Source organism: Gordonia sp. (in: high G+C Gram-positive bacteria), assembly GCF_049647785.1.
Lineage (GTDB): Bacteria > Actinomycetota > Actinomycetes > Mycobacteriales > Mycobacteriaceae > Gordonia.
Genome location: NZ_JBARYI010000087.1, coordinates 16609 through 33938, shown reverse-complemented (window position 1 = coordinate 33938; position 17330 = coordinate 16609). Strand labels below are relative to the sequence as shown.

Below are 17330 nucleotides of genomic sequence, written 5' to 3'. Positions count from 1 at the left end.
CGTCTGACGTGTAGCGGGATTCAACGCATCATGCGGGAACGGTCAGGGGTGGCGCGGGACGGCACCGGCCTGCGACATAATCCAGGCCAGTTCGAAGGCGGTCTCTTCCCACTGCTTGTAGCGGCCGGAGACGCCGCCGTGGCCAGCCGACATTTCGGTCTTCAATAGGATCGGCTGGTCGGATGTGGTGCATTCCTGCAGGCGGGCGACCCACTTCGCCGCTTCCACGTAGAGCACGCGGGTGTCGTGGAGAGAGTTCTCCGCCAGGATCGCCGGGTACTTCCGGGCCTCAACGTTCTCGTACGGCGTATACGACTTCATGTACTCGTAGACGTCCGCATTGTGCAGCGGATCGCCCCACTCATCCCACTCGATCACGGTCAGCGGGAGCGAAGGATCCAAGATCGAGTTCAACGCATCGACGAACGGCACCGCGGCGAGAATGCCGTTGAACAGTTCCGGCGCCAAGTTCACAACGGCACCCATCAACAACCCACCGGCGCTGCCACCCTCGGCAACCAGATGCTCGGGCGACGTCCAACCGGTGTCGATGAGATAGCGTGCCACATCGACGAAGTCGGTAAACGTGTTCTTCTTGGTGAGCGTCTTACCGTTCTCGTACCAGGCGCGACCCATCTCGCCACCACCGCGCACATGCGCGAAAGCCATCACCATGCCACGATCGAGCATCGACAGTCGTGCCACCGAGAAACCCGGGTCCAAGCACGTCTCGTACGACCCGTAGCCATACAGCAACGTCGGCGCGGGCTTGGCCCGGTCCAAGTCGCGGCGGAAGACCAACGACACCGGCACCCGCGTTCCGTCGCTGGCCGTAGCCCATTCAAGAACCGCCGTGTACTGCGACGCGTCATAGCCACCGAGGACCGGTTGCCGGCGCAGCAGCGTCCGCTCGCCGGTCGCAACATCAAGATCCAACACCTCGGACGGGTCGACGTAACTGCCGTACCCGATCCGCAGCTTCGGCGTGGCCCACTCGGCGTTCGCGCCGAGCCCCGCCGACCGGAGTTCTTGATCGAACGTGACCTCCACAAAATCGTCGAGCGTCGGCAGACCATCGATGCGTCGCAGGTCCGCAATCGCCAAGCGAGGCAAGGCGTCTTCCCGGTACGACAACACGAGGTAGTCGCGGAAGCAGTCGACTTCTTCCACCCGGCGACCCGGGCGGTGGGCAATCAGTTCGCGGCGGTCGGCCAGGTTGTCGACGGGAACAATATCGACGGCAAAGTCGAGGGCCTTGCGGCCATCACGCTCATCGTTATGGACGACGACAAACCAGTCGCGACCGTCAATCTTCGCGTGCTCGACCGAGTATTCGACGCCTTCGGTACGGCCGGCCACCGTGACAAACTCACCGGTCGGGTCGTCGGCGCGCAGCACCATCGCTTCCGACGTGACCTTGGAGCCAACGCCGATCACCAGGTACTCGTCCGACTGCGTGGTCCCGATACCAACCCAGTAACGCTCGTCGGGTTCGTGGAAAACCTGCACGTCAGGATCGCTGGATCCGACTTCGTGACGCCAGATGGTGTCGGGCCGCCAGGCATCGTCGACCGTCGTATAGAAGATGTACTTCGCATCGAGCGACCACGTGGCCCCCGCCGAGATCCCGGCGATGGTGTCGGGCAGCAGTTCGCCGGTGGCGAGGTTCTTGATGCGAAGGTCGTAGCGTTCGTCGCCCTTCACATCGGTGCTGTAGGCCAGCCAGTCGCCGTCGTGGCTTACGGACATGGCACCGAGGCTGAAGAAGTCGTGCCCCTTCGATTCCACGTTGGCGTCGAAGAAGACCACCTCACCGGGGAGGTCGACGCCGGGCGTCACCTCGGGTGGTGTCCAATCGTCTGGGCCCGAGATGGGGCAACGCGCCCGCACTCCGTAGGCGAGTCCTTCGGTGGTGCGGGTGAAGTACCAGTAGCCCCCACTACGCGTCGGGACGCTCATGTCGGTCTCTTGGACGCGCGAGCGGATCTCGTTAAAGATGTCGCTGCGCAGGGAAGCCAGGTGCGCGGTCTCTTGCTCGACGAAGGCGTTCTGGCCTTCCAGGTACGCGATGACTTCCGGGTTGTCTTTATCGCGCAGCCACTCGTACTCGTCAACAAAGGTGTCGCCGTGATGCACCCGCTCGGTTGGAACCTTCTTCGCGACCGGCGGGCTAATGCGGTCAGCCATCGAGGCGGTCCGGCCAATCAGCGAAACTCAACTGCGAAATCCGTTCGTAAGCTTCGATGTACCGGGCACGGGTCTGCTCGACGATGTCGGCTGGTAGCGGCGGCGGAGCAATTTCACCCTTGCGATCCCAGCCCGATTCCGGGCCGGTGAGCCAGTTGCGAACAATCTGCTTGTCGAAGCTCGGCTGCACCTTGCCGGGCTCGTACGTCGCCGCATCCCAGTAGCGCGACGAGTCCGGAGTCAGCACCTCGTCGGCCAGCACCAGCGAACCGTCTTCGGCCTGACCGAACTCAAACTTGGTGTCGGCCAAGATGATTCCGCGTTCAGCGGCCAGGTCCGAGCCACGACCGTAGATGTCCAAAGTCAGCTCGCGCAGCTGCGTTGCGAGTTCGACGCCCACTGTCGCAGCGACGTGTTCAAAGCTCACGTTCTCGTCGTGCTCGCCCATTTCGGCCTTGGTGGCCGGGGTAAAGATCGGCTCGGGAAGCTTGTCGGCCTCACCGAGCCCAGCGGGCAACGCCACGCCGCACACCGAACCGGTGGCGTTGTAGTCGGCGAGTCCGGACCCGGTGAGGTAACCGCGGGCCACGCATTCCACCTGCACCATCGGCAGCTTCTTGACGACCATCGACCGTCCCACCAATTCGGCGGGAATCCGCTCATCGGTGGGGCCGCCAGCGAGATGGTTCGGCACGCCGAGGACGTCGAACCAGTAGAAGCTGGCCGCCGTCAGGATCCGGCCCTTATCGGGGATTGGGGTGTCGAGGATGAAGTCGTAAGCCGAGATGCGGTCGGAGGTGACCAGCAGCAGGGTGTCGGCGTCGATCTCATAAATGTCGCGGACCTTGCCGGACGCGACATGCCGGTAGTCGGCGAGGGTGGGTCGCATGTCTGGCTCCTAGAGGATGGGGGCCGGGGTGTACGCCGCGGCCTCGGGGTTCGCATCGATCCACGCGGCCGCATTCGCGATCACGGTGGCGACCTGAGCTTCGGCGGCACCGACGAAGGCCGACTTGTCGGCGATCAGCGCGTCGAGCTGGGCCCGGTCGAGCGGGATGCGGTCGTCGGCGGCGAGCCGGTCGAGCAGGTCGGGTTCGCGACCTTCCTCACGCATCGCGAGGGCGACGGCCACGGCGTTTTCCTTGATGGCTTCGTGAGCCGTTTCGCGTCCGACGCCTGCACGCACCGATGCCATCAGCACCTTGGTGGTCGCCAGGAACGGCAGGTAGCGCTCGAGTTCGTTGCCGATGACGGCCGGGTACGCGCCGAACTCGGCGAGCACCGTCAGGAAAGTTTCCATGAGTCCGTCGATCGCGAAGAAGGCGTCGGGCAATGCCACCCGACGGACGACCGAGCAGAAGACGTCGCCCTCGTTCCACTGCGCGCCAGCAAGCTCGCCGGTCATCGAGGCGTAGCCGCGGAGGATCACGGCCAGACCGTTGACGCGTTCGCAGCTGCGGGTGTTCATCTTGTGCGGCATCGCCGAGCTACCAACCTGGCCGGGTTGGAAGCCTTCGGTGACCAGCTCGTGGCCGGCCATCAGTCGGATGGTGGTCGCCAACGACGACGGTCCCGCCGCCACCTGCACCAGCGCGGAGACGACGTCGAAGTCGAGCGAGCGCGGGTACACCTGGCCCACCGACGTGAACGAGTTCGCGAAGCCGAGGTGCTCGGCGACCTTCTGCTCGAGCTGGGCGAGCTTGTCGGCGTCGCCGTCGAGGAGATCGAGCATGTCCTGGCTGGTACCCATCGGGCCCTTGATACCGCGCAACGGGTAGCGCGCGATGAGTTCGTCGACGCGGGTCAATGCCAGCATCAGTTCATCGGCGGCCGAGGCAAAGCGCTTGCCGAGGGTGGTCGACTGGGCGGCGACATTGTGACTGCGGCCAGCCATCACCAGCGACGCGTACTGCGCGGCGCGCTCGGTGATGCGCGCCAGCAGGGCGATGCCGTGTGCCCGGACGTGCCCCAGCGACAGCAAGACCTGCAGCTGCTCCACGTTCTCGGTGAGGTCGCGGCTGGTCATGCCTTTGTGAATCTGTTCGTGACCGGCGAGGTCGTTGAACTCTTCGATGCGCGCCTTCACATCGTGTCGGGTGATGCGCTCGCGGTCGGCGATCGACTCGAGGTTTACGTCGTTGACGACGCGCTCGTAGTCGGCGATTGCTTCCGCCGGTACATCGATCCCGAGGTCGCGCTGCGCTTTCATCACCGCAATCCAGAGCTGACGCTCCAGGGCGATCTTGTTGCGCGGCGACCAGATCTCCGCGATATCCGCGGATGCGTAGCGATTGGCCAGGACATTGCTAATAGCAGGTTTACCCACGCCTACCGAGTGTAGTGCCACAGAGGTGTGGCAGGTAAACGACAAATGCACGTTAGATACCCCTAGGGGTATAGTGGTGGGTGTTGGAACGACCCCCAGGAGGACCCATGCAAGGCGATGCGGAATCCATGACCGCCGTACTGAACCGACTTAAGCGCGCGCAAGGCCAGCTCGGCGGGGTCATCTCGATGATCGAAGAAGGCCGCGAGTGCAAGGACGTTGTCACGCAACTAGCTGCTGTTTCCCGCGCACTCGACCGTGCGGGCTTCAAGATCATCGCCACTAACCTGCGCGATTGCGTCTCCGACACCAGCGGCGACGGCCCCGACATCGAAACTCTCGAAAAGCTCTTCCTCACCCTCGCGTGAGGCACCCCACCTCCAGCCCTACGAGTAAGGAATCACCATGGAAATCGCTATCGCAACCACCATCGATGCACCACTCGACGACGCCATCGCCAAGACCCGCGAGGCACTCGCCGCGCAGGGCTTCGGGGTGCTCACTGAGATCGACATGGCCGCCACGCTGAAGGCAAAGATCGGCGCGGAAATGGAAGGCTATGTAATTCTCGGCGCCTGCAACCCGCCGCTCGCGCACAGCGCCGTCACCGCCGAACGCCAGATCGGTTTGCTGCTGCCGTGCAACGTGGTTGTTCGGTCCGATGTCGACAATCCGCAGCGCAGTATCGTCGAAGCGATGAATCCGCAGTTGATGGTGACTGTCGTCGACAACCCGGACCTCGTCGCGGTCGCTGATTCCGCCACCGAGAAGCTCACCGCGGCCATCGAATCACTCTGATCGACTGCCCCTCTCAACCCAAAGGAAATTTCTCTATGTGTTACCCCGTTACCTGCAGCAAGTGCACCAAGATCACCTGGGATGGCTGCGGCGAACACGTCGCCGACGTGATGGCCCCCGTCCCCGCCGAACAGCGCTGCACCTGCCCCGACTCCCGCGTCAGCGCGTAGTCGTAGGTTCGTTTTGGCCGGGGTTTTGGGCTCCGCGCCGGTGAACTAAGAAAATCTGTTCGTAAATCGACCTCCGAGGGTTATTTACCCTCGGAGGTCGATTTATGAGCAGTTTTCTGCGCTTGACCGCCAGGACCAACGACCCGAGGAGTCCCCGAGCCCGGAAAGGGCGGGGCCGAGCGGCCCTCCTGATCGCTGGAATATCGTCGTCGCCCCGCCTGGCGGTAGACTCCGACCCGTTATGTCTCTTGCGCAATTGCCTTCGTCCGACCCCAACCGCCCACGTCGTAGCGTGTCTCGTCGCGCGGTGCTCGGCGGGATCGCAGGCTTAGCCGCACTGGGCGGGGTTGCTGCCTGTGCCACGCCGGAGACGTTGATGCCGGAAGATGCCGCCAATATTGGTGGCGACGACCAACTGCCCATCGAGACCGCGCCCCCGGAAATCCCCAGTGATCCCCCACTCATCAAGGGGAGTTTCATCTCCCCGAAAATGGCAGGCCGCGAAACACGATGGGCGGTGACTCGCCCCAGCGGAGTCACCGGCGAACTACCCGTGGTCATCGTTGCGCATGCGTTGAACACCAACGAGCGCAGCATCTTTGGCAAGTCCCTTAACATTCAGGGCGTCGTCCAGCAGTATGTGGAAGCTGGCAACGCGCCGTTTGCCGTGGCAAGCGTCGACGTGGGACGCAACTACTTCCATCTCCGCGCCGACGGCACCGACGGTGCGGCCATGATCGTCGACGAGTTCATGCCGATGCTTGAGAACAATGCCGAACTCAATCTGCGGACCGATCGCATCGGCTTGTACGGGTGGTCGATGGGCGGATACGGTGCGCTCCGACTGGGCGCGCTGATCGGCGCGCCGCGCGTTGCCGCCATTGCAGCGAGCTCACCGGCCATGTGGGCTGATCCCATGAACTTCCCGCCCCGCGCCTTCGACTCTTACGAGGACTACCAGGCCAATTCACTGTTCGGCCAACAGCATGCTTTCGCGAAGATCCCCGTCATGATCTCGGTGGGCATGGCCGATCAGTTCTACACGTACGGGCGCAAGTGGGCCGCCGACCTGCATCCGCCGGCAGCGTTTTCGACATCACCCGGCGGCCATACGAATCGCTTTTGGCGGTCGGTCCTCCCCGATCAGGTGGAGTTCCTGGGCCGCAACCTGGCTTTGGCTGCACGCTAGTTGCAAACAAATATCGCCTCCCGACAACGGCCGGGAGGCGATATTGCTGTTCAAGCGAGGAACTACAGGCTGATCTGACCGTCTTCGGCAGCCTTGCCGATGTCGGTGCGGAAGTGTGCGCCGACCAGTTTGATGCCAGCGAGACGCTCGTAGGCCTGGGCGCGCGCAGCCTTCAGATCCGCGCCACGTCCGACCACCGAAAGCACACGACCACCGGACGAAACGACCTCGCCCTTGTTGTTCAGCTTGGTGCCCGCGTGCAGGACGCCTTCGGCTCCAGATCCGACAATCGGGTCGCCGGTCCGGGGACGCCCCGGGTAGTTTTCGGCAGCCAGCACGACCACCACTGCAGCACCGGGATGCCATTGCAGCGCAGGCAGATCGGCGAGGGTTCCGCGGGCGGTGGCGGCGAGCGCCGCACCGAGTGGCGACTCCAGCAGCTCGAGCACGCCCTGCGTTTCCGGGTCGCCGAAGCGGCAGTTAAATTCGACGACGGCGGGACCTTCGTCGTCGATCGCGAGACCGGCGTACAACAGGCCGGAGAACGGGGTGCCGCGCTTGGTGAGTTCGGCGGCGACGGGCTTGCAGACTTCGTCGACAATGCGGTCGACCATGCTTTGCGGCAGCCACGGCAGCGGCGTGTAGGCACCCATGCCACCGGTATTGGGGCCGGTGTCGCCGTCGCCGACGCGTTTGTGGTCTTGCGCGGGCAGGAGCGGGACCACGTCGTTACCGTCGACGAGGCAGAACAGCGACACCTCGGGGCCGGAGAGGAAACTCTCCAGAAGGACCGGGTGTCCGTTTTCGAGGCAGTCGGCGGCGTGGGCGCGAGCGGCGGCGCGGTCGGGCGTCACGACAACGCCCTTACCGGCGGCGAGGCCGTCGTCTTTGACAACCCAGGTGGGGCCGAAGCGGTCGAGCGCGGCGTCGAGTTCGGCCGGGTTGTCGACGATCTCGGCGCGGGCGGTTCGCACACCGGCGGCCGCCATGACGTCTTTCGCGAAGGCCTTGGAACCCTCGATCTGCGCGGCCTGGGCGCTGGGGCCGAAGGTGTCGATGCCAGCCTCGCGGAGCGCATCGGCAACTCCGAGGACCAGCGGTACCTCGGGTCCGATGACCACCAGGTCGGCCGCGATCTCCCGCGCCAACGCCACGACGGCATCGGCCGAGGCGACGTCGACCGCATGATTGGTCGCCACCGAGGCGGTACCGGCATTGCCGGGAGCCACGTGGAGTTCGGTGACCGAGGGGTCACGGTCGAGTCCGAGGAGGAGGGCATGTTCGCGGCCGCCCGAGCCGATCACGAGTACGCGCACGCTTTCAGGGTAGTGGGTAGATGCGGGAATCTTCGCCTCGGGCGCAGTTGACCTCGGTTACCGGTTCACGGAGCGCTCGTTACGCCACCGGGTGGTCAACTCCAGCAAGATCACGCCCAACACCGGCGACAGGCAAGCGACGACGACACTGGCCAGCATTCCCGCACCGCCGGTCACCATGACCACGGCTACGAGCAGCGGCAATGCCGTCACCAATAGGAGCGGCACCAGAAGCGAGTCGACACCGGCCAGCGCGTAATACATCGCGATCGTGCCGAGGCAGAAGATCCCAATCGGGATGGCGACGGCCCCAAGGACTCCCGTCGTCGAGATTGACGCTTGGCGTTCAATCCACAGCGCCACCACGTGTAGGCCTCCGCCAACGGCTGCGCACGCGGCAAAGATGACCATCGACCCATACCCAAAGAGGAAGGCTTTTCCCGGACTCTTGGCGAGGGGGCCACCAACGTCAAGCCGGAAGTACAGCCACCACATGGCAAAGGTGACGCCCATGGCGGTAAGGCCAAGGACCGCGGTTTCCGTGGTCCACCCGGACCGTCCGATCACCGCTTGCAGCACGGCGACGGTCCCGACGACGCCTTCGCCGAGGGTGATGACGACCAGCGTCGAATAGCGTTCGACGATGTGCCCGGGATGCCACGGCGTGCTGGCGAAGCGACTTTCGGCGATGGCCGGTCCAAGCAGTTCGATGACCACGCACACCGCGATTGCGAGCAGTGTCGGCGCGAGGTTCAACGGAAGGACCGCCACCAGGACCCAGCCGATCTGTGCGATAGCGGTCATGCCCGCGTAGGTGAGGCAGGTCGCGCGGTGGTCGGGGGCTTGGATGGCGGCCCGCAACCATTGGACGATCATCGCCGCCCGCATCACCAAGTAGCCGATGACGACGGTCGCGAGGTCGACGTGCGCGTTGGCGTCGATTGAGGAGAAGACCGGCGGGATGCCGATCGAGATGATGGCAACGCCAATCATTTGCACCAGAGTGAGGAGTCGGTACACCCAGTCGTCGGTGTCGAAGGCGGAGGCGAACCAGGCGAAGTTGATCCACGCCCACATGGCGGCGAACGTCGCCAGCGAGTAGGAGATGATTGCCGTCCGGTAGTGACCTTCAGCAAGGTATTCGGCAAGTTGAACGCCAGCGATAGAGAAGGCGACGACGAAGACCAGGTCGTAGAACACTTCCAGGGAACTGGCGGCGCGGCCTTCTTCGTTGGGGTCCCGACCAGTCATTCGACGAAGCGTTGTAGGCACGTTCACGCGCAGAGCCTAACGCGTGAACGTGCCTAGATTGGGTCGCCGCCCTCTCGTGCCGCTAGTTTTTTGGCGCGGTGAGGTCGTACAGGGTCACGCCGTCGACGGTGGTGGCCGGGAAGGTCGCCTTCACCCAATTGCTGATGGCCGCCGAGCTGCCGCTCTCCCCCATACCGAAACCGCGCCCACCACGACCGCCGCTGAGAAAGTAGTGGATCTTGCCCTGCGCGACGTCGTCCTGGAAGGCCTTCAGCGTCGGCGACGGGTCGGTGCCATTGAAGCCACCGATCGGCATCACCGAGTAGCCAGACGCAATTTGGTAGCCGGACGCCTCGTTGGATCCGACCGCGGCGGCCACCCACGTGTAATCGTCGGCGTTGGTCCGCAGGAGCGCCACCATCTCTTCCGACGGCGTCGATCCGTTCAGGAGGCCTCCCGCCGGGGAGCCTGCTGCGCCCGGCGGGTTTTGGCCCGGTGCGCCAGGCATGCCGGGCATCCCGGGACCGAAGCCGCGCCCATGCTTGCCGCCGCCCATGCCCGGGCCAAATTCACCGGCCACGCGCGGGCCCGCACTGATGATGGATCCCTGCTTGGCCGTGGTCACGGTGTCGAGGGTGTAAGCGATCGGGCCCAGTAGTCCGGCGAGGATCGCCGCGCTTGCTGCCACGATCGCGAGGAGTCCGGTCCGGGCAATGAGCAGCGTTGCACCACCGATCAGTCCAACGACGAGCACCACGTACCGCAGCCACGGCACAAAGTCGGGCGACCGATTGAGCAGGTAGAAACCCCAGATTGCGGCCGCCCAGGTAGCAGCTGCCAATGCGAGTCGCACCCACAGTTTGTCGCGCTGACCCCAGCAGACAGCTGCACCTGCCGCGATCACTGCCGCCAATGCCGGTGCGATGGCCGCCGTGTAATAGCTGTGGAAGATGCCAGCCATGAAGCTGAAGACGCCGATCATGATGGCCGACCACAGGCCGAAGATCACGAGGAAAGCGCGTCGCAGATCGGTTCGCGGGGCCTTGCCGATCAGCACCAGCGCGGCAACGCCGACGATGATGGCCGACGGAATCAGCCAGGCGATCTGTCCGCCCTGCGCCGCCTCAAACATGCGGAAGATGCCCGTCGAACCCCAACCACCGCCGCCCGGTCCGCCAGGGCCTCCGGGACCGAACATTTCGGCTGCGGCACCGGCCGTGCGGTGTGCTCCGGCACCGCCGACGCTGCCGTGTTCGTTGCCGTTGAGCCGGCCAAGTCCGTTGTAACCAAAGGTCAGTTCGAGGATCGAATTGTTTTGTGAGCCACCGATATACGGACGACTCGACGCTGGCCACAGCTCCACCGCGAGTACCCACCATCCGGCACTCACGATCAAACTGACGAGTGCGGCCAGCAGGTCGACGATGCGCCGCAGCCATCGTCCCGGGCCGAACGCCAGGTAGGTGAGCGCCATCGCGGGCACGATCACCATCACTTCGAGTTGCTTGGTGAGGAACCCGAAACCGACGGCCGCGCCTGCCGCGACCATCCACCAGGTGCTGCGTCGTGCAGTCTGCCCCGGTTCCATGGCACGCAACACCGCGCCGCACGCTGCGATCATCAGCAAGATCAGCAGCGCTTCGGGATTGTTGAAGCGGAACATCAGTGCCGCGACGGGTGTCAACGCGAGGACGGCCCCAGCGGCGATCGCCGTCCAATGCCCGAAGTAGCGGCGGGTGATGAAGTACAGCAGTGCCACCGATCCGATGCCCATCAGGACTTCCGGGACCAACACTGACCACGAGTTGAGGCCAAACGCTCGGACCGAGAGAGCCGGAAGCCACAGGGACGCAGGCGGTTTGTCGACGGTGATGGAGTTCGCCATGTCGGACGAGCCGAAGAACCAGGCCTTCCACGACTGCGATCCCGCTTGGATGGCCGCGGTGTAGAAGGAGTTTCCCCAGCCGTTGATCGACAGGTTCCACAGGTACAGGACACCCGTGCCGATCAGCATCGCCGCCAACGACAGGCCGCGGTACAGCGGCCCCCGCGATTCTCGTGCGGGATCGTCAGGTTCGGCGTCTGCGGGCTGGGGTCTGTTGAGGACGGTGGCGGTCATGCGGCACTCCGTTCGGGTTGGGTGGCGAGGGTCGTTGCGGGGCGTCGTCGGAAGATCCATCGGAGTCCGACGAACCTGGTTGCGGTGGCCACGAGGTTGGAGACGACGAGGACGGTGAGTTCCACGGCGGCGCTGGCGTCGGGTTGCCAGCGGTGCAGGGCGAGGAGCGATCCGCCGGTCACCAGCCAGCCGAAAATGAAGACGCCCCAACCGAAGAGGTGGTGCCGTGCCCGGTCTTCGGCACCACGCACACCGAAGGTGAAGCGCCGGTTGGCCGCGGTGTTGAGGACTGCGGTGACCGCGAGGGCCAGGAAGTTCGCAACCTGCGGTCCGAGTGGACGCAGCAGGAGAAACAGCAAGGCGAAGGCCAGGGTCGATGTCAGCCCGACGGCGCAGAACCGCACGAGTTGGCCGACGAGACCGTGCGGAACGCCGTCGATCTGCGGTCCCGGAAGCCGTTGCCTGCCTAGTGTTTTCCGGAGTTCGGCGACGGGGATCCGGCCGGTGGCGAGGGCCCACGCGACGCGCGCGCAGCCGCGGAGGTCGGCGATGGCGGTGGCCACGATGTCGACGCTGCTGTCGGGGTCGTCGATCCAGTCGACGGGGACTTCCGCGATCCGCAGGCCAACGCGTTCGGCGAGGACGAGGAGTTCGGTGTCAAAGAACCAGCCGGTGTCTTCGACGTACGGCAGTAGTTCGCGGGCTACGTCGGACCGCATGGCTTTGAAGCCGCACTGTGCGTCGGAGAAGCGGGCGCGCATCGCGGTCCGCAGGATCAGGTTGTACGACCGCGATACGAATTCCCGTTTGGCGCCGCGCACCACCCGCGACGAGTGCGAGAGGCGGGTGCCGATCGCGATGTCGGAGTGCCCGGAAATCAGTGGCGCGATCAGCGGCATCAGGGCATTCAGGTCGGTCGAGAGGTCCACATCGCAGTAGGCGACGATCTGCGCGTCGTCGTGGCTCCACACCTGGTTCAGTGCCCGTCCGCGACCCTTGAGGTCAAGATGCACCACGCGGACGTCGGGGAGTTCAGCAGCCAATCGTTGAGCGATGGCGAGGGTCGAATCGGTGCTGGCGTTGTCGGCGACGGTGATGCGCGAGGTGTACGGGAGGCTGTCGTGCAGGTGACGATGCAGGCGGCGAACCGATTGCTCAACGTCTCGTTCTTCGTTGTAGACCGGCATCACCACGTCCAAAACCGGTCCCCGCGTTGGGTTTTCGGTGATGCGGGTCGGCTGCTGATCCGGGCGCAGGACTTCTGTCATTGGTTCAGCCTCGGCCCCGAGCCTCCCGTGCCCCTGGGCTACACCTGCGAGATTCCTGTGGGTGGTGGTTTTCCGGCGAACCCGATACATTCCGAGGAAATAGCTACCTTTTGCCAGAATCTCCATACAGATTCCGAATCATCACGAAGGGTCGCATAGCCGGGGTTTCAGTTCGCGGGGGGCGACAAAATTGGCAAGACAATATGGCCGCTGTCATCGCTGGGCTCGGCCAAAACCAGGACATCTAGCGCGATGACCCGACAACAATCCATCAGCACCTGCGGCATCGCACTCCTCCTATCCGCAGCACTAGCCGGATGCGGAATCAGCGAACTCCAAGAAGACCGCTACGCCGGCCCAAAACCCAGCGAAGTCGCCCAAGCCGCACAACACTTACGAACGCTCCCTCCTCGCGAAGAAGCCGAAGAGGCCATGAGCAACCTCCTGAAGCAGGTCATCGAAACCACCACTGCGGCATCACCGGGACTGACCTGGCGGGTTAATCAGAAGCCCAGTCCGGGTACCCACCGCTGCAAGGCAGCCGAGAGCGAAGCGGGCGGCACTTCAGTTGATTTCGGTTTTATCGTCTCGGACACCCCAGTTCCGGACAAAGACTGGCCGGGTGTGGCCGACGCCGTGCGCACCGCGGTCAACAGCGCCGCGTCGACCGCACACTCCCTGCCCTACGGAACCTCCGGCAAGTACAACGTCACCTACAGCAGTCGCACCACCGGGGCCATCCTCTCGCTCACATCCGCGGTCGCTGCAGTAATCGAAGCGAATACCGGCTGCCGCCTCACGAAGGAACAACTCGCAACGCCTCCGACAACCCGCTAGATCGGTAGACAAGCGCCGAGCTATTCATTCACACGGAATCGGTTACCTGGGGAACCCCAGATTCACCGAATCAAACATCGTCAATCGTTTCGGTGCCACATCTACTGCTGGCGTTGGTCAGCGATGTAGAGAGTCATACGGAGATCTGTGTCCGGCAGTCGGAGGGATTCGTACGAGAGGGTGCGGATCTCGCCGGTCGGCTCTCCGAACCGTTTCCGCGAACCTCTCCGGGTGCGACCTGGTATTCCTCCCACCAAGTCTTGAACTCTGGTGAGGCAACGGCGAGTTCGTCAACCAGGGCCGTAAACTCGGGCGTCGCACCAGCGCTGTTCGCGGCTCGGAGCGCGGCCACACTGCCGCGCGCATTGTCGCGCCAGTCGACGAAACGAGTGCGCGCGCGACGGTCTAGCAGCAGATACCTGCAGATGTTCGGGTGCGGATGGTCCATCAGCCCAGTGAACAACTCAGCACCTTCCGGGTTGATAGCGATTACGTTGCTAACGCGGTCAAGGACATACGCGGGGTTCGGACGAACGGCTTCGACGAGGACGTGAAGTCGCTCAGCCGGATAGGTTTCCGATCGACTCGGCATTGACTCGGACCGAAGTGCTCGCGCATAGGCATAGTCGTCATCGGAGAAGCCCAAGACGGCACCTATCGCGACAAGCACGCTATCGCTTGGGTTGCGCTCGCGGCCCTGCTCGAGGCGGGCGTAGTAGTCGACACTGATCCCCGCCTCAGTGGCCGCGACCGGTGCCTTAATCTTTGTGACATTCCTCGGTACGGTGATCTTCCTCAAAGAGCCCCCCTGAGGCCACAGCCCGCAAGACTGCAGCCAAGACTCGCGGAGCGTGGAAGGCAGTACCGCACAAATCCACCGTGCTCTCACTGCTGGGCCTGTCTACGGTCTTGATGTTCGCAACGATCTCCGTCGAGCCGATCATTGCTGTCCATGTCGAGCATCTCACTGGCACTACTGAGCGCGTGGCAATCTACTCGGCCGTGGTGTTTTCTGTGACAGCACTCGGCACTGTGATCTCTGGTCCATGGCTGGGGCGCCTGGCTGACCACACGGGCCATCTGCGCGTGCTCTCGTTTAGCCTCGCTTTCGCGACGGCACTCCTCGCGGTGCAAGCGTTCATGCCGAACGTGTGGATGTTTGCCCTACTCCGCTTTGCCACCGGTCTCGCGCTGGGCGGAATCACTCCGACGGTGGTCGCAACCATTCGCCATCTGCTGCCCGATACGTCCGTCGGTTTGGTTCTTGGCTACAACGTTTCGGCCCAGTACCTCGGTCAAGTCGCTGGACCAGTCGTCGCCGGGATAGTGGGCGGGCTCAGCGGCACCGCGACGGTATTTCTTGGCACCGCTGGCGCAACAGCTATCGGACTGTGCGCGGTCCTCGTCATACGTCGCCGGATTGAACGGATCGCCGCCGAACCTTCGCAGAATGGCGACCTCGACGTTGACATCGCAAGTGGCGCACTGTCTTCGGACATTGACTCGCGATTGCAGTTTGCCGACCAATCGTTCGGCAATCGCGAGAGGCGAATCGGTGCTGCCATCATTGTCGGAGCTGGCGATGTGCGAGGTGGTGGCTCGGTTCGAGACTTGCTCGCCGCTCAGAGCCAACCGGTTATACCGACTTCCAGTAAGCACGTGCTCCCGAGAGGTCCCACGTCACGCCTGTGGATAACGCGTTCGTCGCTGTCGGTGCGCGGGGATAGATTGGGCGTCATGAGCACTTCGACGCCACCCGACCTCAGCTCACCCCAATTGACGCCCGCTCAGCGGGAGATCGCGGACGGCGTCATTACCTCGCTCGCTGGTCCCGATGCCCGACTTCGCCCCGACCAAGAGACAGCTGTGGCCGCGCTCGCCGCACCGGGAGCACGCGTACTGGTGGTCCAGGCAACCGGCTGGGGCAAGTCCGCCGTGTACTGGGCTGCGACCGCCGTTATCCGCGGGGCGGGCGGCGGTCCCACGCTGATCGTGTCGCCACTGCTGTCGTTGATGCGCGACCAGGTCGCCGCGGCCACCCGCGGCGGGCTGCGCGCCGCCACCGTTAACTCCGCGAACATCGACGACTGGGCTGCCATCGAGCAAGACCTCCTCAGCGGTTCCCTCGACGTCCTACTCGTGTCCCCCGAACGGCTCGCCAATCCCGGATTCGGGCGGCGCGTCCTCGAAGCCCTCGCTGGCAAACTGGGCCTGGTCGTGATCGACGAAGCCCACGCGATCTCCGACTGGGGCCACGACTTCCGGCCCGACTACCGCCGCGTGTCCGACGTCCTGCAGTCCCTGAACCCGCAGACCTCCGTGCTCGCCACCACCGCCACCGCCAACGCGCGCGTCACCGACGACGTAGCGAAGCAACTCGGCAATGCCACTCTCGTGCTGCGCGGTCCACTCGGGCGAAAGTCGTTGCACCTGAACGTGATCGACGGCCTCGACCCGCTGCAGCGATACGCGTGGGTGGCGCAGGAACTGCCGATGCTGCCCGGTTCGGGGATCGTGTACGTGCTCACCGTCGCCGACGCCGACCGCCTCGTGAAAGCCATCCGCGCGCTGCACGGCGACGACTACGCGGTCGCCGCCTACACCGGCGGCCTCCCACCCGACGACCGGCACCGCCTGGAAGACGACCTCCTCGCCGGCCGCGTCAAAGCCCTCGTCGCGACGTCGGCCCTCGGCATGGGCTTCGACAAACCCGACCTCGGGTTCGTGGTGCACGTCGGGGCACCGCCGTCGCCGGTGTCGTACTACCAGCAGGTCGGTCGTGCCGGCCGCGCCCTCGACGAAGCCGTCGTCATGCTGCTCGCCTCCACCCTCGACGACGCCATCTGGGAACACTTCGCCACCGCGACCATCCCCGACCCCGACCGCATGGAACGACTGCTCGAGGCCCTGCGGTCGGCCGATGGGCCGATGACCGTCCCCGGATTGGAATCGGCGACCGGCATCCGACGCGGCCGAGTGGAACTGATGTGCAAGCAGTTAGCCGTCGACGGCGCCGTCGAACGCACCAGCGACGGTTGGCTCGTGACCGGCAAGCCCTGGACCTACGACGCCGAACACTACGAAGGCGTGCTGGCCGTGCGACGCCGCGAAGCCGACATCATGCGCTCCTTTATCCGCGGCGAGAAGTGCCTGATGCGCCTGCTGACCGAATCCCTCGACGATCCCCGCTCCGAGGATTGCGGCCAGTGCTCGGTGTGCCGGGGTGAGATCACGCCCGGTCTCGCTGAAGCACCGGCCATCGACGTCGTGCGCACGGTCGGAGGTGTGCTCCGCCGCGACGCCGACATTCTGGAACCGCGAAAGATGTGGCCCGGCGGCGAGTTCGGCACCCGCGGTCGTATTCCGCCCGGCGCAATGGCTGAAGTCGGCCGCGTCCTAGCCTTCGCCGACGCCCCGCAATGGCGCGATGTTCTCAATGCCGTCCGGTCCGGAAACGAGCGCGCCGTCGCCGCCTTGTCGGAGGCCGCAGTCAATGTCGTCGCAGCGTGGGGCAAGTCCTCGGGCGTCCGCCCCGACCTGATCTGCTCGCTCGACCTCACCGGCGGTGCTCTCGCAGCCACCCTCGCCGCACGACTCCGCGAGGTCGGCAAGCGCGGTGGCGGCCCTCTCGAAGTGATGCCCGGTCAGCTTCCCGGCCGCGACGCGACCGGTGGCACCGAAGCCGCCTACTGGCGCGATCACCTCGGGCCGGTCCCCGCGGTGCAGGGTGCCGTGCTGCTGGTGATCGACGAGACGAGTTCCGGTTGGCCAGTCACCCTCGCAGCAGCAGCCTTGCGGGAAGCAGGCGCGAGCGCGGTGCTACCGCTGGTGATTCACCGGACGGCGTAGACCTAACCGTTGCGTGACGC

General features: G+C 64.7%; 14 protein-coding genes and 1 pseudogene. 7 read left to right on the top strand and 8 right to left on the bottom strand.

The features are described 5' to 3' along the window. Positions 1-42: 42 nt before the first annotated feature. Genes WBA38_RS15205 through purB form a run of 3 tightly spaced genes read right to left on the bottom strand, consistent with a single transcriptional unit; the run spans position 43 to position 4513 of the window. Positions 43-2187 (bottom strand): S9 family peptidase, encoded by a 2145-nt coding sequence (locus WBA38_RS15205; protein ID WP_424323038.1) that lies wholly within the window; start codon positions 2185-2187, stop codon positions 43-45. Further along, positions 2180-3076 carry a phosphoribosylaminoimidazolesuccinocarboxamide synthase gene (locus WBA38_RS15200; RefSeq protein ID WP_424295170.1) on the bottom strand — a complete coding sequence of 299 codons (897 nt, stop codon included), beginning with the start codon at positions 3074-3076 and terminating at the stop codon, positions 2180-2182. The genes WBA38_RS15205 and WBA38_RS15200 overlap by 8 nt, the downstream gene beginning before the upstream one ends. Positions 3077-3085: 9 nt before the next feature. Further along, positions 3086-4513: an adenylosuccinate lyase gene (gene purB, locus WBA38_RS15195; RefSeq protein ID WP_424295168.1), complete on the bottom strand. Its 1428-nt coding sequence runs from the start codon at positions 4511-4513 to the stop codon at positions 3086-3088. 107 nt (positions 4514-4620) lie between these two features. Between purB and WBA38_RS15190 the strand changes: the two genes are divergently transcribed. The 4 genes from WBA38_RS15190 to WBA38_RS15175 all read left to right on the top strand — a co-directional run bounded on the left by WBA38_RS15190 (position 4621) and on the right by WBA38_RS15175 (position 6670). Beyond that, positions 4621-4881 carry a metal-sensitive transcriptional regulator gene (locus tag WBA38_RS15190; protein WP_424295166.1) on the top strand — a complete coding sequence of 87 codons (261 nt, stop codon included), beginning with the start codon at positions 4621-4623 and terminating at the stop codon, positions 4879-4881. A gap of 37 nt (positions 4882-4918) precedes the next feature. Continuing rightward, positions 4919-5311, top strand: a complete 393-nt coding sequence (locus tag WBA38_RS15185; RefSeq protein WP_424295165.1) for a DUF302 domain-containing protein — start codon at positions 4919-4921, stop codon at positions 5309-5311. Positions 5312-5346: 35 nt separating this feature from the next. Further along, a complete protein-coding gene (locus WBA38_RS15180; protein WP_424295163.1) occupies positions 5347-5481 on the top strand; it encodes a hypothetical protein in 135 nt (44 codons plus the stop codon). A 241-nt stretch (positions 5482-5722) separates the two neighbouring features. Continuing rightward, complete coding sequence (locus WBA38_RS15175; protein ID WP_424295162.1) at positions 5723-6670, top strand: alpha/beta hydrolase-fold protein; 948 nt, start codon at positions 5723-5725, stop codon at positions 6668-6670. Between the two features lie 62 nt (positions 6671-6732). Here the strand turns inward: WBA38_RS15175 and purD are convergent, their stop codons facing one another. The 4 genes from purD to WBA38_RS15155 form a co-directional block, all read right to left on the bottom strand. Then, positions 6733-7986, bottom strand: a complete 1254-nt coding sequence (gene purD / locus WBA38_RS15170) for a phosphoribosylamine--glycine ligase (RefSeq protein ID WP_424295160.1) — start codon at positions 7984-7986, stop codon at positions 6733-6735. A 57-nt stretch (positions 7987-8043) separates the two neighbouring features. After that, positions 8044-9237: a low temperature requirement protein A gene (locus WBA38_RS15165; RefSeq protein ID WP_424295158.1), complete on the bottom strand. Its 1194-nt coding sequence runs from the start codon at positions 9235-9237 to the stop codon at positions 8044-8046. Between the two features lie 82 nt (positions 9238-9319). After that, positions 9320-11356 carry an ArnT family glycosyltransferase gene (locus WBA38_RS15160; RefSeq protein WP_424323037.1) on the bottom strand — a complete coding sequence of 679 codons (2037 nt, stop codon included), beginning with the start codon at positions 11354-11356 and terminating at the stop codon, positions 9320-9322. Beyond that, a complete protein-coding gene (locus WBA38_RS15155) occupies positions 11353-12624 on the bottom strand; it encodes a glycosyltransferase (RefSeq protein ID WP_424295154.1) in 1272 nt (423 codons plus the stop codon). The genes WBA38_RS15160 and WBA38_RS15155 overlap by 4 nt, the downstream gene beginning before the upstream one ends. A gap of 252 nt (positions 12625-12876) precedes the next feature. Here WBA38_RS15155 and WBA38_RS15150 point away from each other — a divergent pair, with 252 nt between their 5' ends. After that, positions 12877-13461, top strand: a complete 585-nt coding sequence (locus WBA38_RS15150; RefSeq protein ID WP_424295152.1) for an LppA family lipoprotein — start codon at positions 12877-12879, stop codon at positions 13459-13461. Between the two features lie 133 nt (positions 13462-13594). On the opposite strand, the gene WBA38_RS15145 is transcribed toward WBA38_RS15150, so the two are convergent. Further along, the gene (locus WBA38_RS15145; RefSeq protein ID WP_424295150.1) at positions 13595-14260 is read right to left on the bottom strand and encodes a helix-turn-helix domain-containing protein; all 666 of its coding nucleotides are present in this window, start codon (positions 14258-14260) and stop codon (positions 13595-13597) included. Between the two features lie 113 nt (positions 14261-14373). Between WBA38_RS15145 and WBA38_RS15140 the strand changes: the two are divergent. Both WBA38_RS15140 and WBA38_RS15135 read left to right on the top strand, forming a co-directional pair. Continuing rightward, a pseudogene (locus WBA38_RS15140) lies at positions 14374-14877 on the top strand (MFS transporter); the annotation flags it as partial. Between the two features lie 321 nt (positions 14878-15198). Beyond that, positions 15199-17310, top strand: coding sequence for a RecQ family ATP-dependent DNA helicase (locus tag WBA38_RS15135; RefSeq protein ID WP_424295173.1), 2112 nt, complete (start codon positions 15199-15201; stop codon positions 17308-17310). Positions 17311-17330 lie beyond the last annotated feature (20 nt).